At 62.7% G+C, this 20,570-nt stretch carries 17 protein-coding genes; 15 read left to right on the plus strand and 2 right to left on the minus strand.

What is annotated here, in order from left to right; all coding sequences use genetic code 11:
• The first annotated feature begins 19 nt into the window (after positions 1-19).
• Positions 20-1,000: a tRNA-dihydrouridine synthase gene (locus Q7C30_RS14090; RefSeq protein WP_039576327.1), complete on the plus strand. Its 981-nt coding sequence runs from the start codon at positions 20-22 to the stop codon at positions 998-1,000.
• A 124-nt stretch (positions 1,001-1,124) separates the two neighbouring features.
• A complete protein-coding gene (locus tag Q7C30_RS14095; RefSeq protein ID WP_029614178.1) occupies positions 1,125-1,568 on the plus strand; it encodes an Hsp20 family protein in 444 nt (147 codons plus the stop codon).
• A gap of 99 nt (positions 1,569-1,667) precedes the next feature.
• Here the strand turns inward: Q7C30_RS14095 and Q7C30_RS14100 are convergent, their stop codons facing one another.
• Both Q7C30_RS14100 and Q7C30_RS14105 read right to left on the minus strand, forming a co-directional pair.
• On the minus strand, positions 1,668-4,964 hold the full coding sequence (locus Q7C30_RS14100; RefSeq protein WP_317871840.1) for a PAS domain S-box protein: 3,297 nt from the start codon (positions 4,962-4,964) through the stop codon (positions 1,668-1,670).
• 60 nt (positions 4,965-5,024) lie between these two features.
• Entirely contained in the window at positions 5,025-5,903 is an 879-nt protein-coding gene (locus Q7C30_RS14105; protein ID WP_317871841.1) for a LysR family transcriptional regulator, read from the minus strand.
• Positions 5,904-6,034: 131 nt separating this feature from the next.
• On the opposite strand from Q7C30_RS14105, the gene leuC reads away from it, so the two are divergent.
• The 13 genes from leuC to Q7C30_RS14170 all read left to right on the plus strand — a co-directional run bounded on the left by leuC (position 6,035) and on the right by Q7C30_RS14170 (position 20,536).
• Positions 6,035-7,468 (plus strand): 3-isopropylmalate dehydratase large subunit, encoded by a 1,434-nt coding sequence (gene leuC / locus Q7C30_RS14110; protein ID WP_317871842.1) that lies wholly within the window; start codon positions 6,035-6,037, stop codon positions 7,466-7,468.
• On the plus strand, positions 7,465-8,109 hold the full coding sequence (gene leuD, locus Q7C30_RS14115; RefSeq protein WP_039576335.1) for a 3-isopropylmalate dehydratase small subunit: 645 nt from the start codon (positions 7,465-7,467) through the stop codon (positions 8,107-8,109). Before leuC ends, leuD begins: the two co-directional genes overlap by 4 nt.
• A gap of 52 nt (positions 8,110-8,161) precedes the next feature.
• A complete protein-coding gene (locus tag Q7C30_RS14120) occupies positions 8,162-8,926 on the plus strand; it encodes a class I SAM-dependent methyltransferase (RefSeq protein WP_317871843.1) in 765 nt (254 codons plus the stop codon).
• A gap of 51 nt (positions 8,927-8,977) precedes the next feature.
• Positions 8,978-10,060: a 3-isopropylmalate dehydrogenase gene (gene leuB / locus Q7C30_RS14125; RefSeq protein ID WP_116887834.1), complete on the plus strand. Its 1,083-nt coding sequence runs from the start codon at positions 8,978-8,980 to the stop codon at positions 10,058-10,060.
• Positions 10,061-10,124: 64 nt separating this feature from the next.
• Complete coding sequence (gene asd, locus Q7C30_RS14130; RefSeq protein WP_039576342.1) at positions 10,125-11,237, plus strand: aspartate-semialdehyde dehydrogenase; 1,113 nt, start codon at positions 10,125-10,127, stop codon at positions 11,235-11,237.
• 109 nt (positions 11,238-11,346) lie between these two features.
• Positions 11,347-12,351 (plus strand): aspartate-semialdehyde dehydrogenase, encoded by a 1,005-nt coding sequence (locus Q7C30_RS14135; RefSeq protein WP_317871844.1) that lies wholly within the window; start codon positions 11,347-11,349, stop codon positions 12,349-12,351.
• Between the two features lie 71 nt (positions 12,352-12,422).
• Entirely contained in the window at positions 12,423-15,038 is a 2,616-nt protein-coding gene (locus Q7C30_RS14140) for a FimV/HubP family polar landmark protein (RefSeq protein ID WP_317871845.1), read from the plus strand.
• Between the two features lie 101 nt (positions 15,039-15,139).
• The gene (gene truA, locus Q7C30_RS14145; RefSeq protein ID WP_162889585.1) at positions 15,140-15,988 is read left to right on the plus strand and encodes a tRNA pseudouridine(38-40) synthase TruA; all 849 of its coding nucleotides are present in this window, start codon (positions 15,140-15,142) and stop codon (positions 15,986-15,988) included.
• Between the two features lie 59 nt (positions 15,989-16,047).
• Entirely contained in the window at positions 16,048-16,668 is a 621-nt protein-coding gene (locus Q7C30_RS14150) for a phosphoribosylanthranilate isomerase (RefSeq protein ID WP_317871846.1), read from the plus strand.
• A gap of 254 nt (positions 16,669-16,922) precedes the next feature.
• On the plus strand, positions 16,923-17,816 hold the full coding sequence (gene accD, locus Q7C30_RS14155) for an acetyl-CoA carboxylase, carboxyltransferase subunit beta (protein WP_029614183.1): 894 nt from the start codon (positions 16,923-16,925) through the stop codon (positions 17,814-17,816).
• The gene (folC, locus tag Q7C30_RS14160; RefSeq protein WP_317871847.1) at positions 17,816-19,123 is read left to right on the plus strand and encodes a bifunctional tetrahydrofolate synthase/dihydrofolate synthase; all 1,308 of its coding nucleotides are present in this window, start codon (positions 17,816-17,818) and stop codon (positions 19,121-19,123) included. Before accD ends, folC begins: the two co-directional genes overlap by 1 nt.
• Positions 19,107-19,787: an SPOR domain-containing protein gene (locus Q7C30_RS14165; RefSeq protein WP_317871848.1), complete on the plus strand. Its 681-nt coding sequence runs from the start codon at positions 19,107-19,109 to the stop codon at positions 19,785-19,787. Before folC ends, Q7C30_RS14165 begins: the two co-directional genes overlap by 17 nt.
• 194 nt (positions 19,788-19,981) lie before the next feature.
• On the plus strand, positions 19,982-20,536 hold the full coding sequence (locus Q7C30_RS14170) for a CvpA family protein (protein ID WP_317871849.1): 555 nt from the start codon (positions 19,982-19,984) through the stop codon (positions 20,534-20,536).
• Positions 20,537-20,570: the final 34 nt, after the last annotated feature.

The raw sequence follows: 20,570 nt of genomic DNA on the forward strand, positions 1-20,570 counted from the left end.
TTTTTCTCGAGACCCCAACATGCAAATTGCCCTGGCCCCCATGGAGGGTCTGGTCGACAACATCCTGCGCGACGTGCTGACCCGTGTCGGGGGCATCGACTGGTGTGTCACCGAGTTCATCCGCGTCTGCGATCGCCTGCTGCCGCCCTCGTCATTCGACAAGTTGGCGCCTGAGCTGCGCCACGGAGCTCAAACAGCGGCAGGTGTGCCCATGCGTGTGCAGTTGCTGGGCTCGGACCCCGTATGCCTGGCAGAGAATGCCGCGTTGGCTTGCGAGCTGGGTGCGCCGGTTATCGACCTGAACTTCGGTTGTCCGGCCAAGACCGTCAATAAATCCCGCGGGGGCGCGGTGCTGCTCAAGGAGCCTGAACTGCTGCACGCCATCGTCCATGAAGTTCGCCGCGCCGTACCTGCGCATATCCCTGTGACCGCCAAGATGCGTCTGGGCTTCGACAGTCCGGACGGTGCCCTGGAGTGCGGTACGGCGCTGGCCGAAGGCGGGGCAGCGCACCTGGTGGTGCATGCGCGAACCAAGGTCGAAGGTTACAAGCCGCCAGCCCATTGGGAATGGGTGGCGCGGGTGCAGGACGTGGTTCAGGTACCGGTGTTCGCCAACGGCGAAATCTGGACGGTCGAGGACTGGCGGCGCTGCCGCGAGGTCAGCGGTGCCGAACACATCATGTTGGGGCGTGGTCTGGTGTCTCGGCCCGACTTGGCACTGCAGATCGCAGCAGCACACGAGGGGCGCGACTACCGACCTTTGGCCTGGTGCGAACTGTTGCCGCTGTTGCGCGAATTCTGGCGTCAGGCCCAGGCCAAGCTGTCGCCGCGCTATGCGCCAGGACGGATGAAGCAGTGGCTGGCCATGTTGACTCGCAGCTATCCAGAGGCCGTGGCACTGTTCGCCCAATTGCGCCGTGAAGACGACTGCCAGCGGATCAGTCAGTTGCTGGGCGTTGGAGTACTCACCGGGCAAGGCGTTGAATTGGATGTTGCCTGAAGGGCACACGATTTTTTTGCCGATGTCCCTTGAAACCGTTGTTGAAGACCTTATCTCTTGAGTACGCGATGCCGAAGTCGGGTCGCGAAGTGACTTACTTGCTGAATCTCAGGAGTTAATGACTATGACTACCGCTTTCTCCCTCGCACCGCTGTTCCGCCACTCCGTTGGCTTCGACCGTTTCAATGACTTGTTCGAGTCTGCGGCACGTAACGAGGCTGGTAGCAGCTACCCGCCCTACAACGTTGAAAAGCATGGTGATGACCAGTACCGCATCGTTATTGCCGCCGCCGGCCTTCAGGAGCAGGACCTTGATCTTCAGGTCGAGAAGGGTGTACTGACGGTCTCGGGTGGCAAGCGTGACAAGGCCGCCACCGAGGTGACCTATCTGCATCAAGGTATTGCCCAGCGCGCGTTCAAGCTGTCGTTCCGTCTGGCCGATCACATCGAGGTCAAGGCCGCCGACCTGGCCAACGGGCTGCTGAGCATCGACCTCCTGCGTGTCGTCCCGGAAGAAGCCAAGGCCAAGCGCATCCCAATCAATGGCGATAAGCCAGCGCTCAATTGATACCTTGAAACTGCTCGGTGAGCATCGATCGGGGCCGCTTTGCGGCTCCGATCTTGTTTGCGTTGCGCATCGTTCTACCTGATTTCTCTCGCCAGCCAGTCATGTGCGACCGCTTGTCTCAGCCAATAGACGGCGAAACTCAGCCAGAGCCAGTGGTCGGCTGAACAGATAACCCTGATAAAGATGACAGCCTTGGCGCTGGAGGAACGTCAGTTGTTCGGTCAACTCGACACCTTCGGCGATTACCGTCAGCCCGAGGCTGTGTGCCATGGCGACGATGGCGCGAACGATTTCCGCATCGTTCGAATCGTTGGGTGCATCGCGCACGAAGGTCTGATCGATCTTCAGTGCATCGACGGGCAACCGCTTGAGGTAGGTCAGCGAGGAATAGCCCGTGCCGAAATCGTCCATGGAGAAGGTCACGCCGTGACGCTTGAGCTCGCGCATCTTGCCGATGGTGTCCTCCAGGTTCTGGATCACGATCCCCTCGGTGATTTCCAGCTTGAGCATGTAGCGGGGCAGATGATGCTCGTCCAGGCTGCGCAAAACCCTTTCGACGAAATCATTCTGGCGAAATTGTTTGGGGCTGATGTTCACGCACAGGCTGAACTCACCAGCATCGATCAAGCCCTCATCCAGCAGGCGCGCGCAGGCCTCGCAGGCCTGGTCGAGGATCCAACTGCCCACCTCGAGTATCAGTCCGCTTTCCTCCAGCACCTGTATGAACAGCGCAGGGGATTGCTGCCCCAATTGTGGGTGATGCCAGCGCAGCAAGACCTCTACGCCCACGATGCGATTGGCGCGCGCGTCAACCTGGGGCTGGAAGTGCAGCGCCAGTTCGTCACGCGACAGCGCCAAGCGCAGGTCGTTTTCCATGCGCAGCCGTTCGCTGGCGGCTTCCTGCATGGTGGTGTGAAACAGTTGCGTGGTGTTGCGTCCCGAGTCTTTGGCCCGGTACAGGGCGATGTCGGCACGTTTGAGCAGGTCGGCCGGGGTAGAGCCATGATCCGGAATCAGCGCTACGCCAATGCTCGGCGTCACCTGCAGGCGCTGACCATCCAGCGACATCGGTGCGGCCAGCAGCTCGCGCAAGGTGTCGGCCAGTTCGCGTACCTGGGCCTCGACCCGTTCGCGGCTGCCGGCCAGGCCGCTGAGCAGCACCACGAACTCGTCGCCGCCCAGCCGCGCCACCGTGTCCTCCAGACGTACGCTGGCTTCCAGGCGTGCGGTGATGATCTTGAGCACGGTATCGCCGACCGGGTGGCCGAGTGAATCGTTGATGTGCTTGAAATGATCCAGGTCCAGAAAGAGCAGGGCGCCGCGCAGATCATGGCGTTTGAGCAGGGCGATCTGCTGGCTCAGCCGATCGGTCAGCAGGGCGCGATTGGGCAGGTTGGTCAACGGGTCGTGGTAGGCCAGGTGACGAATCTGCGCCTGGGCATTCTTCAGTTGGCTGACGTCGCGTGCAGTCATCAACAGGCAGTCGGTGTCGTTGAGGCTGATCGGTTCGACCGAGACTTCGACGGTCAACACCTCGCCCTGCTTGTTATGTCCGAGCATTTCCCGATGGTGCACCCGGCCATGCTCGCCGAGGTCTGCCAACAGCGCCGCGCGCTGCTTTTCGTCGGTCCAGATGCCCAATTCGAAAACGGTCCGGCCGACCACTTCGTGGCTGCTAAAGCCGGTCAGTCGGCAGAAGCCGTCGTTGACCTCCAGGTAACGACCGCTTTGACGTTCGGTGATGGTGATGGCATCGGGGCTTGAATGAAACGCTTTGGCGAACTTTTCCTCGCTGGCCTTCAGGGCGGACTCGGCGCGTTGTTGCTGGGTGATGTCGCGTAGCGTGGTCACGCTGCAAGGTCGGTTGTCGACTGTGATCAAGCGGCTGGAAATCATACAGGTCAGCGGTATGCCGCTCAGGTGGTTGACCACTACGGCAATGTTGCTCAAGCCCTGTTCGCGAATGACCCGCTCGATACGTTGGGCGCGGGCGTAAGGTTCGGCCCACAATCCGATCTGGTCGGGGCTGCGCCCTATCACCTGCGTGGCGGTCCAGCCGAACGTTTGGGTGAAGGCCGGGTTGATTTCGATGAACTGGCCGCTGTCCTGATCCAGAACGCAAATCGGATCGGGGCTTACCTGGAACAGGCTGGCGAATTTTTCCTCCGAGGCGCTCAGGCGCTGCTCGCGTTCGACCTGATCGGTAATGTCCAGCAATGTACCGGCCATGCGCAGCGGAGTGCCCTGATCATCCCGATACAGCCGTGCTCGGCTTTCGATATAGCGCGAGGCGCCGTTTTCCAATTGCACCCGGTAGGTGATCTGGTAATTGCCCGCCGGCCCTTCGCGTAAACTGCGGTAGGCCTGGCGCATGGCGCTGCGTTCTTCTTCCGGCACACCTTCGAAGAATGCGTCGAACGACTCGTGGAAGGGGGCAGGGTCCAGGCCATGCAACTGCGCGGCGCGCGCTGAGCCATAGAGCATGCCGCTGGGGATGTGCCAGTCCCAGGTGCCCAGTTGTGCGGAGTCCAGCGCCAGGTCCAGGCGCTCTTGGCTGTCCTTGAGGGCTCGCTCGGCGCGCTTGCGCTCAGTGGTGTCGACAAAGGTGCTGACCAGATAAGTAATACCTTCGAGTTCAATGCCCTGGGTGCACAGAATGCCGTCCTGGACCCGGCCGGTCGCGGTGCGGAACTGCACTTCCATGGTCACCGGCTTGCCGCTGTTGCGGGTGGCGTCGAGCATTTGCTGGCGTTGTTCGGCGTGGACCCACATGCCCAGTTCGACACTGCTCTTGCCGATCACCAGCGCGCCAGGCCAGCCGAACATGGCCTCGAAGTGCTGGTTGACCTCGAAGATCATGCCGTCGTGGCGACGTGTCAGCAGGATCGCATTGGGACTGAGGTGGAAAAGGGTGGCAAAGCGCTTTTCCGAGTTGACCAGCGCGGCCTCTCGATCGCGCTGGCGGGTGATTTCGCGAATCACCCCGATCATCTGGCGGCGACCGTTGTGATCGTGGGTCAGGCTGCCGTTTATTTCCAGCCAGTGCAGGCTGCCGTCGGGCCAGCGGATGCGATGGCGCATGGCTTGATCCGCCGGTTCGCCATCGACCACCGCCTGGAATAATTGGCGAGTTCGCGCACGGTCTTCTTCAGGGAGCAGGTCGAGGTAGTCGATGCCCTCTGCCAGTGGGTGCTGCGGATCGAAGCCGAATAGCGCCTGGGTGCCGCGCGACCAGCTCACCCGGCCTGTTTCGATATCCCACAGCCACGCGCCGAGGCGCGCACCGTTGAGTGCGGTCAGCAATTGCGGGGCGTTCTGCCACGCCTGCTCCGATTCCAACGGGTCGACTGCAGGAATATGAGGCAGGCGCGGGTAGGTTTTGTCTGGTTTGGGCATGGCTCGCAGACCTTCGGCAGATGAAGCTCGCTATGGATCACACGCCGTACCGCGATGCAGTCAGGCAGGCTCGCGCTGGCTGTCGAGCAAGGCCATGAACGCCCTGGCCGCATTGGACAGCGTTCGTTCCGTATGCAGGATGTAGCCTAGCTGGCGAGACAGGCATATGCCGGGCAAAGCGATGGATGCGACCTGCCCATCGAGCATGGTGCGCGGCAGAACGCTCCAGGCCAGACCAATGGACACCATCATCTTGATAGTCTCCAGATAGTTGGTGCTCATGGCGATGTTTGGCGTCAGTCCCTGGCTCTCGAACAGGCGTTGCACGATGTGATGAGTGAACGTATTACCGCCGGGAAACACGGCGGGATGGCGTGCGACATCGGCCAGTCGAACGTGGCTGTCGCGTGCCAGTGGGTGCTCTGGGGCGGCGACGAAGTCCAGCGCGTCGTCCCAGACAGGGGTGGCCCGAATCAGATGATGAGGCTCGGGGGCCAGGGTGATCACGGCAATTTCTGCGCGGCCGTGGAGAACTTCGTCGTAGGCCGCTTCTGAATCGAGAAACTGGATATCCAGCGCCACTCCAGGATATTCCCGGGTGAACGCCCGCAGGACCGGGGGCAGGCGGTGTAGGCCGATATGGTGGCTGGTGGCCAGAGTCAGGCGGCCGGTAACTTCTCCTGTCAAATTGGTCAGTGCACGCCGTGTGTCGTCCAGTACATTGACGATCTGGTAAGCACGCGGGAGCAGGGCTCGCCCGGCCTCGGTCAGGCTCACCTCGCGGCCGAGTCGATCGAAAAGGCGCACGCCCAGTAGCTGCTCCAGGCCTGCGATGCGTTTGCTGACCGCCGGTTGGGTCAAATACAGGCGCTCAGCGGCACTCGAGAAGCTGCCGGTTTCAGCAATCGCAATGAAGGCACTGAGGTTTGCCAGGTCCACGCTTTCGAATTCCTTTTGGTTATCCAAAGCATAAAAATTATGAATTTGAGTTATTCAATCTAGCCCTTTAGCATCGACCGTACAAGCCAAGGGGTTATTGGCATAGAAATACGCTGATGAGGAACAGTCTGATGGCTGGCAAAACGCTTTACGACAAACTCTGGGATGCGCACGAGGTCAAGCGACGCGACGATGGTTCGTCCTTGATCTATATCGACCGTCATATCATCCACGAAGTGACTTCGCCCCAGGCCTTCGAAGGCCTGCGCCTGGCCAACCGCCAGCCATGGCGTATCGACGCCAACATCGCCACCCCTGACCACAACGTGCCGACCACGCCTGAGCGCAAGGGCGGTATCGAGGCCATCGCCGACCAGGTCTCGCGTTTGCAGGTGCAGACGCTCGACGAGAACTGCGACGAATATGGCATCGTCGAATTCAAGATGAACGACGAGCGCCAAGGCATCGTGCACGTGATCAGCCCCGAACAAGGCGCGACATTGCCGGGCATGACCGTGGTCTGCGGCGATTCGCACACCTCCACGCACGGCGCTTTCGGCGCGTTGGCCCACGGCATCGGTACGTCGGAAGTCGAGCATGTGCTCGCCACGCAGTGCCTGGTCGCCAAGAAAATGAAGAACATGCTGGTGCGGGTCGAGGGGCAGTTGCCTGCCGGCGTCACCGCCAAGGACATCGTGCTGGCGGTCATCGGCAAGATCGGTACCGCTGGTGGCAACGGTCATGCCATGGAGTTCGCCGGCAGCGCTATCCGCGCATTGTCCATGGAAGGCCGCATGACCATCTGCAACATGTCCATCGAGGCCGGTGCCCGCGTCGGCCTGGTCGCCGTAGACGACACCACGATTGCCTACGTCCAAGGACGCCCCTACGCGCCCAATGACGAGCAGTGGCCGCAGGCGGTCCAGGTCTGGAAGGAGCTGGTATCCGACGCGGATGCCGTGTTCGACACTGTCGTCGAGCTGGATGCCGCCCAGATCAAGCCGCAAGTGAGTTGGGGCACGTCGCCCGAAATGGTGCTGGCGGTCGATCAACGTGTTCCGGATCCGGCGGCCGAGCCAGACCTGATCAAGCGCGGCTCGATCGAGCGCGCCCTCAAGTACATGGGGCTGGCAGCCAATCAGGCCATTACCGATATCAAGCTCGACCGGGTGTTCATCGGATCGTGCACCAATTCGCGCATCGAAGACTTGCGCGCAGCGGCCGAGATCGCCAAGGGCCGCAAGGTGGCGGCGAACGTCAAGCAAGCGTTGGTGGTGCCGGGGTCGGGGCTGGTCAAGGCCCAGGCCGAACGCGAGGGGCTGGACAAGATCTTCCTCGAAGCCGGCTTCGAATGGCGTGAGCCAGGTTGCTCGATGTGCCTGGCGATGAATCCGGACCGCCTGGAGAGCGGCGAGCATTGTGCCTCTACCTCCAACCGTAACTTCGAGGGGCGTCAGGGCGCAGGTGGGCGTACCCATTTGGTCAGCCCGGCCATGGCCGCCGCTGCGGCGGTGACTGGTCACTTCATCGATGTCCGCGAGTTGATCCAAGGGAGCGCAGCATGAAAGCCTTCACCCAGCACACCGGTCTCGTGGCGCCGTTGGATCGGGCCAACGTCGATACCGACCAGATCATTCCCAAGCAGTTTCTCAAGTCGATCAAGCGCACCGGCTTCGGCCCCAACCTGTTCGATGAGTGGCGTTACCTGGATGTAGGTCAGCCCTACCAGGACAACAGCAAGCGCCCGCTGAACCAGGAGTTCGTGCTCAACCACGCCCGCTACCAAGGCGCCAGCGTGCTGCTGGCACGGGAGAACTTCGGCTGCGGTTCGAGCCGCGAGCATGCGCCTTGGGCGCTGGATGAGTACGGCTTTCGCAGCGTCATCGCGCCGAGCTTCGCCGACATCTTCTTCAACAACAGTTTCAAGAACGGCTTGCTGCCGATCATCCTGGCCGACGAAGAAGTGGACGAATTGTTCAAGCAGGTCGAGGCCAATCCGGGGTATCAACTCACCATCGACCTGCAGGCCCAGGCCGTCACTCGCCCGGACGGCAAGGTCCTGCATTTCGAGATCGACGCCTTCCGCAAGCACTGCCTGCTCAATGGCCTGGATGATATTGGCCTGACCTTGCAGGATGGCGACGCCATCAAGGACTTCGAAATCGGGCACCGCGCTGCGCAGCCGTGGTTGTTTCGCGACGCTTGAGTGAGCGGGCCAGACGCACCGCATCTTGAAACGACCCATGAGGATCGACACCATGACCAGCAGCACCCACGCCGATGTGGTTCAGCGCCAGTTCGGCGAACAGGCCAGCGCTTATCTCAGCAGCCCCGTACATGCCCAGGGCACCGAGTTCGCTCTGCTGCAGGCTGAGCTGCAAGGCCAAGGCGCTGCGCGGGTGCTGGACCTTGGGTGTGGTGCCGGCCATGTCAGCTTCCAGGTGGCGCCCTTGGTGGCCGAGGTGGTGGCCTACGATCTCTCGCAGTCGATGCTCGATGTGGTTGCCAGTACGGCGGCGGCGCGAGGGTTGAACACTATCGTCACCGAGCGCGGCGCGGCCGAGCGTCTGCCATTCCCCGATGCCTCTTTCGAGTACGTCATCAGTCGTTATTCGGCGCATCACTGGAGCGACCTGGGCCTGGCCCTGCGGGAAGTGCGCCGGGTACTCAAGCCCGGTGGCGTGGCTGCTTTCATCGACGTCATGTCGCCGGGCAGTCCGCTGCTCGACACCTACCTGCAAAGCGTCGAAGTCCTGCGCGACACCAGTCATGTGCGCGATTACTCTGCCGACCAGTGGCTACGCCAGGTCAGTGATGCGGGGCTGTTCACCCGCAGCCACAGCCGCCAGCGTTTGCACCTGGAATTCGCCTCCTGGGTCGAGCGCATGCGCACACCCGAGCCGATGCGCGTGGCCATCCGCCAGTTGCAGCGGGCCATGGGAGAGGAAGTGCGGCAGTATTATCAGATCCAGGCCGACGGCTCCTTCAGCACGGATGTCATCGTGCTGTGGGCCGAGCGCTAGCATTTCGGCGCGGCGCATCCAGCCGCGCCGCTTGAACGAATAGAGGAAAGCATGAGCAAACAGATTCTGATTCTCCCAGGTGATGGCATCGGCCCGGAAATCATGGCCGAGGCCGTCAAGGTGCTGAACCTGGCCAACGAAAAGTTTGGCCTGGGTTTCAGCCTGGCGCACGATGTGATCGGCGGCGCGGCCATCGACAAACACGGCGTGCCGTTGGCCGATGAAACGCTGGAGCGCGCGCGCAACGCCGATGCTGTGCTGCTGGGCGCTGTCGGTGGACCGAAGTGGGACAAGATCGAGCGTGACATCCGTCCCGAGCGTGGCCTGCTGAAGATACGCGCACAACTGGGCCTGTTCGCCAACCTGCGTCCGGCGATCCTCTACCCGCAACTGGCGCAGGCTTCTTCGCTCAAGCCGGAGATCGTGTCCGGTCTGGACATCCTCATCGTCCGCGAGTTGACCGGCGGTATCTACTTCGGCGCACCTCGTGGTCAGCGCGAATTGCAGGGCGGCGAGCGTCAGGCCTACGACACCTTGCCGTACAGCGAGAGCGAAGTGCGTCGCATCGCCCGTGTCGGCTTCGACATGGCCCGCGTGCGCGGCAAGAAGCTGTGCTCGGTCGACAAGGCCAACGTCCTGGCATCCAGCCAGCTCTGGCGTGAAGTGGTCGAAGAGGTGGCCAAGGACTATCCGGACGTCGAGCTCAGCCATATGTACGTGGACAACGCCGCCATGCAGTTGGTCCGCGCACCCAAGCAGTTCGATGTGGTGGTCACCGACAACATGTTCGGAGACATCCTTTCGGACGAAGCTTCCATGCTGACCGGCTCCATCGGCATGTTGCCGTCTGCGTCGCTGGACGCCGACAACAAGGGCATGTACGAGCCGTGCCATGGCTCGGCGCCGGACATCGCCGGGCAAGGCATCGCCAACCCACTGGCGACCATTCTTTCGGTTTCCATGATGCTGCGCTACAGCTTCAATCAGCAGGTGGCCGCCGAGGCCATCGAGCGTGCCGTCAGCCTGGTGCTCGACCAAGGGCTGCGCACCGGCGACATCTGGTCGGCCGGTTGCACCAAGGTCGGTACCCAGGAAATGGGCGACGCAGTAGTCGCGGCTCTGCAGAATCTGTAATCTCTCTGGCCCGCCGTCGTTTCCCCTCGACGGTGGCCCACTTTTTAGCAAAGGTGTAGTTGCGATGAAACGTGTAGGTCTGATCGGTTGGCGCGGTATGGTCGGTTCCGTGCTCATGCAGCGGATGCTGGAAGAGCAGGACTTCGACCTTATCGAGCCGGTGTTCTTCACCACCTCCAATGTCGGCGGCCAGGGCCCGAACGTGGGCAAGGATACGGCGCCGCTCAAGGACGCCTATTCGATCGAAGAGCTCAAGACCCTCGACGTGATCCTGACCTGCCAGGGCGGCGACTACACCAACGAAGTCTTCCCCAAGCTGCGCGAAGCAGGCTGGCAAGGCTACTGGATCGACGCCGCGTCGTCCCTGCGCATGCAGGACGATGCAGTCATCATTCTCGATCCGGTCAACCGCAAGGTCATCGACCATCAACTGGACGCTGGCACCAAGAACTACATCGGCGGCAACTGCACCGTCAGTCTGATGCTGATGGGCTTGGGCGGGCTGTTCGAAGCCGGTCTGGTGGAGTGGATGAGCGCCATGACCTACCAGGCAGCCTCCGGTGCAGGCGCGCAGAACATGCGTGAGCTGATCCGGCAGATGGGCGGTATCCATGCCGCGGTAGCGGACGAACTGGCCAATCCCGCCAGTGCCATTCTCGACATCGACCGCAAGGTCGCCGAGACCATGCGCGGTGATGGCTTCCCCACCGAAAACTTCGGTGTGCCGCTGGCCGGTAGCCTGATTCCGTGGATCGACAAGGAATTGCCCAACGGTCAGAGCCGTGAGGAATGGAAGGCCCAGGCCGAAACCAACAAGATCCTCGGTCGCTTCAAAAGCCCGATTCCGGTCGACGGCATCTGCGTGCGGATCGGCGCCATGCGTTGCCACAGCCAGGCACTGACCATCAAGCTGAACAAGGATGTGCCGCTGGCCGATATCGAAGGCATGATCAGCCAGCACAATCCGTGGGTTAAGTTGGTACCCAATCAGCGCGAGATCAGCATGCAGGAACTGAGTCCGACTCAGGTCACTGGCACCCTGAACGTTCCGGTTGGCCGTCTGCGCAAGCTGAACATGGGCTCGCAGTACCTTGGGGCATTCACAGTCGGCGACCAACTGCTGTGGGGCGCAGCCGAACCGCTGCGCCGCATGCTGCGGATTCTTCTGGAGCGTTGATCGCTTCGGCGTGTCGAAAAACCCGTGCCGGGCGACCGCACGGGTTTTTTGTTTTTCTGTCAATCAAGTACAGTGCCGCTCCCGCCGTTCCCGTACAAGGATTCAAAGCATGAGCCAAGCCTTAGATATCGCCGTCGTCGGCGCCACCGGCAGTGTCGGTGAAGCCCTGGTGCAGATCCTCGAGGAGCTTCAGTTCCCAGTGGCAACCCTGCATTTGTTGGCGAGCATGGAGTCAGCGGGCAGCAGTGTGATGTTCGCCGGCAAGAAGGTCCGTGTGCGCGAAGTCGACAGTTTCGATTTTGCTCAGGTCAAGCTGGCGTTCTTCGCCGCTGGTGCGGCGGTGAGCCGCAGTTTTGCGAGCAAGGCGCGTGAGGCTGGGTGTTCGGTGATCGACCTCTCTGGCGGGCTCGAAGAGGCGTTGAGCATCGTACCGGAGGCCAACCCTGAGGCGCTGGACGGGCTAAAGCTGCCCGTAGTGGTGTCGAGCCCGAGCAGCGGTGCGATCGCCTTGGCGGTGGCGCTGGCACCGCTTCGAGGTGTGCTCGATATCGAGCGAATTCAGGTCATGGCCTGCCTGGCCGTGTCGTCGCAGGGACGCGAGGCCGTGAACGAACTGGCCAGACAGACTGCCGAGTTGCTCAACGCACGCCCTCTAGAGCCGCGCTTCTTCGATCGGCAGGTGGCGTTCAACCTGCTGGCGCAAGTGGGCGCTACCGATGAGCAGGGGCACGGCACCCTGGAGCGGCGCTTGGTCAGTGAGAGTCGCGTGCTGTTGGGGCTGCCTGAACTGAAGATTTCTGTGAGCTGCGTTCAAGTCCCAGTGTTTTTCGGCGATAGCTTCAGTGTGTCCGTACAAAGCCGAATTCCCGTGGATGTGCAGGCGGTCAAGCTGGCGCTGGATGGCGCTGCCAGCGTCGAACGCGTGGAGAATGACGATTATCCGACGCCAGTGGGTGACGCAGTGGGGCAGGACGTGGTCTATGTTGGTCGTGTACGCCAGGGAATCGACGCGGATCACCAACTCGATCTGTGGTTGACGACCGACAACGTGCGCAAGGGCGCGGCCCTCAACGCCGTACAATTGGCGCAATTGTTGATTAAAAAAATGGCGTAAAAGATACTGGCCAGCACATTTGTCCTACGCCTGGCAGGTATTGGGGACGATTCATACAAGGGAACAGGTCCATGCTTCGAATTCGCAAATTGGTTCTGGCTATCGCGGCCGCTTCGGCGCTGTCGTCCGGCATGGCCAATGCACTCGGTCTTGGCGAGCTGACCCTCAAGTCGGCGCAGAACCAGCCGCTGGACGCCGAGATCGAGCTGCTCGATGTACGCGACCTGACCCCTTCGGAGGTGGCGCCTAGCCTGGCGCCCGCCGAGGAGTTCGCCAAGGCTGGCGTGACGCTACCGGCCTATCTGCAGGACCTGAGCTTCACCCCGGTGATCAACCCCAACGGCCGCAGCGTGCTGCGTGTCACCTCCAGCAAACCGCTGCCCGAGCCTGTCATCAAGTTTCTGGTGCAAGTGATGTGGCCGCAAGGGCGCCTGCTGCGTGACTACAGCGTTGCGCTCGATGCGCCGCAAGCTGCCACTGCCGCGCCAGCGCAGGGAACCGTCAACCCGGCGACCACTGCGGGCAGCTACACCACCCGTCAGCGTGACACGCTCTGGCAAATCGCTGCGCGCAATACCCAGGGTGGGTCGATTCAACAAACCATGCTGGCGATCCAGGCTTTGAATCCTGACGCCTTCATCGGTAACAACATCAACCAGCTCAAGACCGGCCAGGTGCTGCGCCTGCCGGATCAGCAGCAGATCCGCGCCATCCCCCAGGGCGAAGCGATTCGTGAGGTGGCCGAACAGTACGCCGCCTGGCGCGAAGGACGGCGCCTGGGGCCTCGCGCTCGGCAATTGGACGCGACCCGTCGTGGCGCCGCCGATGCTGCCCCGGCACGGATTGCCCAAGGCGATAACCTGCGCCTGGTCTCACCGAATAACCAAGGTGCGGCGAATGACGCCAAGGCCCTCAGCGACAAATTGGCGGTCGCCCAGGAGAGCCTGGATACCAGTCGCCGTGACAACGAAGAACTGCAGAGTCGAATGACCGATCTGCAAAGCCAGTTGGACAAGCTGCAGCGCCTGATCGAACTGAAGAATGATCAACTGGCGCGTCTGCAGGCTCAAGGTGACGCGGCGCCGGCCGCTACGGTCGCGCCGCCGCCGGTCGAGCCTGCGGTGAATGCCCAACTGACGCCTGCCGAACCTGTGGTCGTACCCCCTCCGGCTGCGGTCGATACCGCGCCGGTGCCGGAGCCAGAGACCGCTGCTCAGCCCCAGACCGAACCGAGCATGCTCGACGATCTGCTGGGTAATCCGTTGTTGCTGGGACTGTTGGCCGGTTCGGCGTTCCTGGTCCTGCTGCTGCTGTTGCTGCTTCTGGCGCGCAAGCGCAAGGCGCAGCAAGAGGCGGAAAAACATCTGCGCATGGCGCGGGCGCTGGCCGAGGACGATGAGCGTGGGCCGGACCCAGACTTGCCGCCAGGCAGCTTCGATGGCCTGGACGTGTCTGCCCCCACGGTGACCCTGTCGCCGGCGGTGGTGGCGGCCTCTGCAGCGGCCGCCGCCGCGGCTGAGAAGCCGGTCGCTGCCAGTGCGCCTGTGGTTGCCGATCGCTATGCCGCACTGTTGGCCGAGGTCGATGACAGTGTCGCCAAGGGGCGTCTGAACCACGCCGCTAGCCTGCTTGAACCTGTTGTGGCTGCTGAGCCGCAGCGCAGCGACCTGCGCCTGAAGTTGATGGAGGTCTATGCGCGTCAAGGCGATCAACACGCCTTTGCCGAGCAGGAGCACCAATTGGCCGACACCCCGGAGAATCAGGGTGAAGTCGAAGGCATCAAGCAGCGTTACCCGGCCATGGTTGCCGTCGTGGCTGCGGCGGCAGCCGTCGGGCTCGGCGCCGCCGCTTTGGCAGCAGAGCAGGATGAGCAATACGTCCAGGAGCTGTTGCAGGACCCAGAGCCGCTAGTCGAGGCGCAGCCTGAGCCCGTGCAAGCCGTCGAGCCCGCGCCGCAGGACGCGAGCGAAGCTGACGTCGAATCCATCACGGCCACGCCGGATTTGGGCGACGACTTCGACCTGAGCCTGGATGACGATCTGCTGTTGGACGAGCCGCTCAACGCGCCGGTGCTCGACGCCCCAGAAGCACCGCAGGCCGACCAGATGCAGAGCGGCGCAGACGACGATTTCGAGGCGTTGCTGGCGCAGGCTCAGGCGCAGTCCCAGCCGCAGCCACTGGATGATCTGGCGGACTTCGACCTGGATGTCGGTGAGCCTGCTGCTGCCACGCCAGCCGCAGACAGCGAGACGCCCGTTGATGTCGCTGCCGAGCTTGCAGCGTTCGACGAGATTCCTGAATTCGATCCGATTTCCGAACTGGAACTGCCGGAGGACTTCGACCTGTCGTTGGCGCTGGATGACGAAACACCCGCCGACAAGCATTTCGCGTCTGAGCTCGATGATGTCAACGCCGAACTGGACAAGCTTTCGCAGAGTCTGGCGTCGCCTTCGCTGGAACCGCATTTCACCGCCGAGGATGCGGCGCTCGAGCCCGAAGCCCTGGACGACCTGGATTTCGATTTCTTCTCCGGGACCGATGAGGTGGCGACCAAGCTGGACCTGGCGCGTGCCTACATCGATATGGGGGACCATCAGGGGGCCCGCGACATCCTCGATGAAGTGGTCAAGGATGGTGACGATACCCAGCGTCAGGAAGCCGAGGACATGCTCTCGCGTCTGGTCTGACAGGCAGCGTGCTTGAGGTGGATGACGGCAGCCCAGTGGGCTGCCGTTTTCTTTATAATGGCCGCCTTTCGATCAGCTCCACAGGTTTGGCTTTCTTGGACATCAACGACATCGAGGCGGCCGAGTCGGCCGCCGAAGGCTACTCGCGCATCGCCCTGGGCGTGGAATACAAAGGGTCGCGCTATCGCGGCTGGCAGCGTCAGGCCAGCGGCGTGCCCAGTGTCCAGCAGGCGCTGGAGCAGGCGTTGTCGAAGGTCGCCGACGCGCCGATCAGCGTGGTGTGCGCCGGGCGCACCGATGCCGGTGTGCACGGTTGTGGTCAAGTGGTGCATTTCGACACGTGCGCGGTGCGCGACGAGCGCGCCTGGACCTTGGGCAGCAATTTCAACCTGCCCCACGACATCAGTGTGGTCTGGGCGCGGCCAATGCCTGCGCACTTTCACGCACGATTCAAGGCGACCGCTCGGCGCTACCGGTACGTGATCTACAACGATCCGATCCGTCCGGCGCACCTCGCCGAGGAAGTGACCTGGAATCATCGCCCGCTGGACATCGCCGCGATGGCCCAGGCGGCCGAGTACCTGCTCGGCACTCATGACTTCAGCGCGTTTCGCGCCAGCCAGTGTCAGGCGAAGTCGCCGATCAAGCACATCCATCACCTGCGTGTGACGCGCCACGGTCGCATGATCGTGCTGGATGTACGTGCCACCGCTTTCCTGCATCACATGGTGCGCAACATCGCAGGCGTGCTGATGACCATCGGCGCCGGCGAGCGGCCGGTGGAGTGGGCGCGGCAGGTGCTGGAGGGGCGCAATCGGCGCGAAGGCGGTGTCACCGCCCACCCCTATGGCCTTTATCTGGTGCAGGTGGAGTACCCGGACGAGTTCGCGCTACCGCAGCGTTACATCGGTCCGCACTTTCTCACCGGCTACGAGTCGCTGTCCGACTGACGGGCGATACGTCATTTGCTAACATCCGGCCCTTCACTGATCACCCAGGGTTGTCGTCCATGAGCAACGTGCGCACCAAGATCTGTGGCATCACCCGCATCGAGGATGCCCTGGCGGCTGCCGAAGCGGGAGCCGACGCCATCGGCTTCGTGTTCTATGCCAAGAGCCCGCGCGCGGTGGATGTACGCCAGGCCCGGGCCATCATCGCCGCGCTGCCGCCTTTCGTCACCACCGTGGGCCTGTTCGTCAATGCTTCGCGTTGCGAACTGAGCGAGATCCTCGAAGTGGTCCCGCTGGACCTGCTACAGTTCCACGGCGATGAAACACCGGCCGATTGCGAGGGGTACCATCGTCCGTGGATCAAAGCGCTGCGCGTGCGCCCGGGCGACGATCTGCAGGCGGCTTGCGAGCACTACCATGGCGCCCGCGGCATATTGCTCGATACCTACGTGCCGGGTGTGCCGGGCGGTACAGGTGAAGCGTTCGACTGGTCGCTGGTGCCGGCAGGCCTGAGCAAACCCATCATTCTGGCCGGAGGATTGTCGGCGGGTAACGTCGCTCAGGCGATTCGCCAGGTTCGACCCTATGCGGTGGATGTCAGTGGCGGGGTCGAGCAGGCCAAGGGCATCAAGGATGCGGGCAAGATCGATGCCTTCCTCGAGGCGGTCAAGCTGGCATGAGCTTGGATGTGACGGTTGGCCGTGCGCCATCGTCCATAGCTATCGCAGCGCGATGCTGCCCGGCCGGCCCTGCGGGGCGGGCCATCAGAACACGCGGCGCCGCGGGCGTCGGCGTACAGGTTGAAGGTGGAGTGGTGCAACGGGTGGTCCCGTTGGCCGGTCCATCATCGTTTTGAACACGATTTTGAGCTCAAGGGTCGGGGCAGGGCAGGCGACAGTCAGCCCGCCACCGGCCGGAACGGGAGAAATAGAGCATGAGCAACTGGTTGGTAGACAAACTGATCCCTTCGATCATGCGTTCCGAGGTGAAGAAGAGCTCGGTACCGGAAGGCCTGTGGCACAAGTGCCCATCCTGCGAAGCCGTGCTGTATCGTCCGGAGCTGGAAAAAACCCTGGACGTCTGCCCCAAGTGCAATCATCACATGCGCATCGGTGCCCGTGAGCGTATCGATATCTTCCTCGATGCCGAAGGGCGTGCCGAATTGGGTGCCGACCTGGAGCCGGTCGACCGTCTGAAATTCCGTGATGGCAAGAAGTACAAGGACCGCCTGACCGCTGCTCAGAAGCAGACGGGCGAAAAAGATGCCCTGGTGTCGGTCAGTGGAACGCTGATGGGTCTGCCGGTGGTCGTCAGTGCCTTCGAGTTCTCGTTCATGGGCGGTTCCATGGGCGCCATCGTCGGTGAACGGTTCGTCCGCGCTGCAAACCATGCGCTGGAACACCGTTGCCCGATGATCTGCTTCTCCGCCTCGGGTGGTGCGCGCATGCAGGAAGCGCTGATCTCGCTGATGCAGATGGCCAAGACCTCTGCGGTGCTGGCACGTCTGCGTGAAGAAGGCATTCCGTTCATTTCGGTGCTGACCGATCCGGTCTACGGTGGTGTATCGGCCAGTCTGGCCATGCTCGGCGACGTCATCGTCGGCGAGCCCAAGGCGCTGATCGGCTTCGCCGGCCCACGCGTGATCGAGCAGACCGTGCGCGAGAAGCTTCCCGAGGGCTTCCAGCGCAGCGAATTCCTGCTGGAGCACGGCGCCATCGACCTGATCATTTCGCGTCAGGAACTGCGTCCGCGCCTGGCCCGACTGCTGGCGCAAATGACCGGCCAGGCCACGCCTGAGCAGGCCCAAGAAGCCGCCGTCGTCGCGTGATGAGCGAGCGTACCCTGGGCGAGTGGCTCGCTTACCTGGAACAACTGCATCCCTCGGCGATCGACATGGGCCTCGAGCGATGCCGGCAGGTGCTGGCGCGCCTCGACCTGGGGCGCCTGGCTGCGCGAGTGGTGACGGTAACCGGCACCAATGGCAAAGGCTCGACCTGTGCCTTCGTCGCCGCGCTGTTGCGCGCCCAGGGGCTCAAGGTGGGCGTCTACAGCTCGCCGCACCTGGTGCGCTACAACGAGCGGGTACAGATCGATGGCAACGAGGCCAGCGACCGTGACCTGTGCCGGGCCTTCGCTGCCGTAGAGGCCGCGCGTGGCGAAATCTCCCTGACCTATTTCGAGATGGGTACCCTGGCGGCCTTCTGGTTGTTCAGCCAGTCGTCCTTGGATGCCGTGGTGCTTGAAGTGGGGCTAGGCGGGCGTCTGGACGCCGTCAACCTGATCGACGCCGACCTGTCGCTGGTGACCAGCATCGGCGTGGACCATGTCGACTATCTGGGCGATACCCGGGAGCAGGTGGCCTTCGAGAAGGCCGGTATCTTCCGCCAAGGCACGCCAGCCTTGTGCGGCGATCTCGACCCGCCCCAGCCGCTGCTGGACAAAGTGTCCGAATTGGCTTGCCCGTTCTTCTTGCGCGGGCGCGATTTCGACCTGGCGAGCACTGACGCACATTGGCAATGGCGTGGCACCACGCTCAAGGGTGAGGCGGTGGAGTTGGTCGATCTGCCCCAGCTCGACTTGCCGATGGAGAACGCAGCCCTGGCAGTGCAGGCGTACCTGCTGATGGATCTGCCCTGGGTTGCGTCGGATATCGCCCAGGCGCTGCTGGGTACCCGCATGACCGGCCGCCTCGACCGTCGCACGGTGACGTGGCGCGGCCAACGGTTGGAATTGCTCCTGGATGTCGGCCACAACCCCCATGCTGCCGAGTACCTGGCACGCCGCTTGGCCACCCGGCCTGTCTCCGGGCGCCGCCTGGCGGTGTTCGGGCTGCTGGCGGACAAGGATCTCGAGGGCGTGGTCGCGCCGTTGCTGCCACTGGTCGACTCCTGGGCGGTGGCGCCGCTTGAGACGCCGCGCAGTCGCACCGGGCAGGAGCTTGCCATGGCCTTGACGAACCACGGCGCGACGGTGAAGTCATATGCCAGTGTCGCCGCTGCCCTCGAGGGGCACTGTGCGCAGGCAACGGCAGATGACCAGATCCTGCTGTTCGGTTCGTTTTTCTGCGTCGGCCAGGCCCTTGAATGGCTTGAGCGGCAGGCCCTGGAGGATGGAGTAGATGGCAGTGCTGGATAAGGGAATGAAGCAGCGCATGGTGGGTGCGCTGGTGCTGGTGGCGCTGGCGGTGATCTTCCTGCCCATGCTGTTCACCCGTGAGGACGAGATGCGCCAGGTGCATGTCGAAGTGCCTCAAGCCCCGGCGATGCCAAGCCCGTCCGAGGTCAAGGTCGAGCCTGTCCAGGTGCCTGAGCCTCAGCCGCTGCCCGATCTTTCCGAGCAGGCGCCGGTGGTGGTCGATGAGTCCACAGCGCCTCCCAGCGCTCCCAGCCAGCCGATCACACCGTCGCCGTCGCAGAACACCCAGCCCGCCGCCAAGCCTCAGGCGCCCGTTGCCGAGGCCAAGGTCGAAAGTCGTGCTGCACAACCGGCTGGCCAGCCCCCTGCGGTCAGTGCAACGGCCAGCAAACCGGCGGCGGCTTCCAAGGTCGATGCCAATGGTTTGCCGGTGAGTTGGTCGATCCAATTGGCCAGCCTGTCCAATCGTGCAGGCGCCGACACTCTGCAGAAAACCCTGCGCAGCCAAGGCTACAACGCCTACATCCGCTCCACCGGTGGACTGAATCGGGTATTCGTCGGCCCGATCATCGACCGTGCCGAAGCCGAGCGTCTACGCGATACGATCAACCGCCAGCAGAGCCTCAAGGGCATCGTGGTGCGTTTCCAGCCTGAGCGCGGTTGAGTCCATGCGGCCCTGTTCAGCCTGCGCTCAAGCGTCGGCCGACCAGGGCCTTTTTGTGCGCGCGGGTGGGGTGCCAAGGCCTGTCGAGTTGTCCTCGGAGTCAAGCTGCAAGCCTGCAACGGCGTGACTTTCCGCTTACCCCACGCCCTATGCTCTGCTAAAATGCGCCGCCTCAAACGTCTGCAGGCCGTACCGTGGCATTTACCTGGGTTGATTGGGCGATCATCGCGATCATCGCCATTTCCTCACTGATCAGTCTCAAGCGCGGTTTCGTCAAGGAAGCCTTGTCCCTGCTCATCTGGATCGTTGCCGGCGCGGTGGCGTGGATGTTCGGCGGGTCCCTGTCGCAGTACCTGGAAAGCTATATCCAGACGCCTTCGGCACGGGTCATCGCAGGCTGCACCATTCTCTTCATCGCCACGCTGCTGGTGGGGGCGATGATCAATTTCCTCATCGGCGAGCTGATCCGCGTGACCGGGCTGTCCGGCACCGATCGCTTTCTCGGCATGGCCTTCGGCGCCGCGCGCGGAGGCTTGCTGGTGGTGGTGGCCGTCGGGCTGCTCAGCCTGGGGCCGGTACAACAGGATTCGTGGTGGCAGGAATCACGCCTGATACCACAGTTTCTATTGGTCGCTGACTGGTCGAAGAACCTGATCCTGGGCTTCGCGGGTCAGTGGATGTCCAATGGGGTCAGCTCACCGGTTGATCTTCCGTTCAAGGAACAGTTGCTCGGACCTTCCCGGCCCTGAGCGCTTTTCACTCCGTTTCATCAAAGTAGGGGTT

This window comes from Pseudomonas sp. RAC1, assembly GCF_030658255.1.
Classification (GTDB): domain Bacteria; phylum Pseudomonadota; class Gammaproteobacteria; order Pseudomonadales; family Pseudomonadaceae; genus Aquipseudomonas; species Aquipseudomonas boreofloridensis.

Bases quoted from the DNA above. Each gene is read 5' to 3' on its own strand.
- Q7C30_RS14090 (WP_039576327.1), top strand. From the start codon at position 20: ATGCAAATTGCCCTGGCCCCCATGGAGGGTCTGGTCGACAACATCCTG.
- Q7C30_RS14095 (WP_029614178.1), top strand. From the start codon at position 1,125: ATGACTACCGCTTTCTCCCTCGCACCGCTGTTCCGCCACTCCGTTGGC.
- Q7C30_RS14100 (WP_317871840.1), bottom strand. From the start codon at position 4,964: ATGCCCAAACCAGACAAAACCTACCCGCGCCTGCCTCATATTCCTGCA.
- leuC (WP_317871842.1), top strand. From the start codon at position 6,035: ATGGCTGGCAAAACGCTTTACGACAAACTCTGGGATGCGCACGAGGTC.
- leuD (WP_039576335.1), top strand. From the start codon at position 7,465: ATGAAAGCCTTCACCCAGCACACCGGTCTCGTGGCGCCGTTGGATCGG.
- Q7C30_RS14120 (WP_317871843.1), top strand. From the start codon at position 8,162: ATGACCAGCAGCACCCACGCCGATGTGGTTCAGCGCCAGTTCGGCGAA.
- leuB (WP_116887834.1), top strand. From the start codon at position 8,978: ATGAGCAAACAGATTCTGATTCTCCCAGGTGATGGCATCGGCCCGGAA.
- asd (WP_039576342.1), top strand. From the start codon at position 10,125: ATGAAACGTGTAGGTCTGATCGGTTGGCGCGGTATGGTCGGTTCCGTG.
- Q7C30_RS14135 (WP_317871844.1), top strand. From the start codon at position 11,347: ATGAGCCAAGCCTTAGATATCGCCGTCGTCGGCGCCACCGGCAGTGTC.
- Q7C30_RS14140 (WP_317871845.1), top strand. From the start codon at position 12,423: ATGCTTCGAATTCGCAAATTGGTTCTGGCTATCGCGGCCGCTTCGGCG.
- Q7C30_RS14150 (WP_317871846.1), top strand. From the start codon at position 16,048: ATGAGCAACGTGCGCACCAAGATCTGTGGCATCACCCGCATCGAGGAT.
- accD (WP_029614183.1), top strand. From the start codon at position 16,923: ATGAGCAACTGGTTGGTAGACAAACTGATCCCTTCGATCATGCGTTCC.
- folC (WP_317871847.1), top strand. From the start codon at position 17,816: ATGAGCGAGCGTACCCTGGGCGAGTGGCTCGCTTACCTGGAACAACTG.
- Q7C30_RS14165 (WP_317871848.1), top strand. From the start codon at position 19,107: ATGGCAGTGCTGGATAAGGGAATGAAGCAGCGCATGGTGGGTGCGCTG.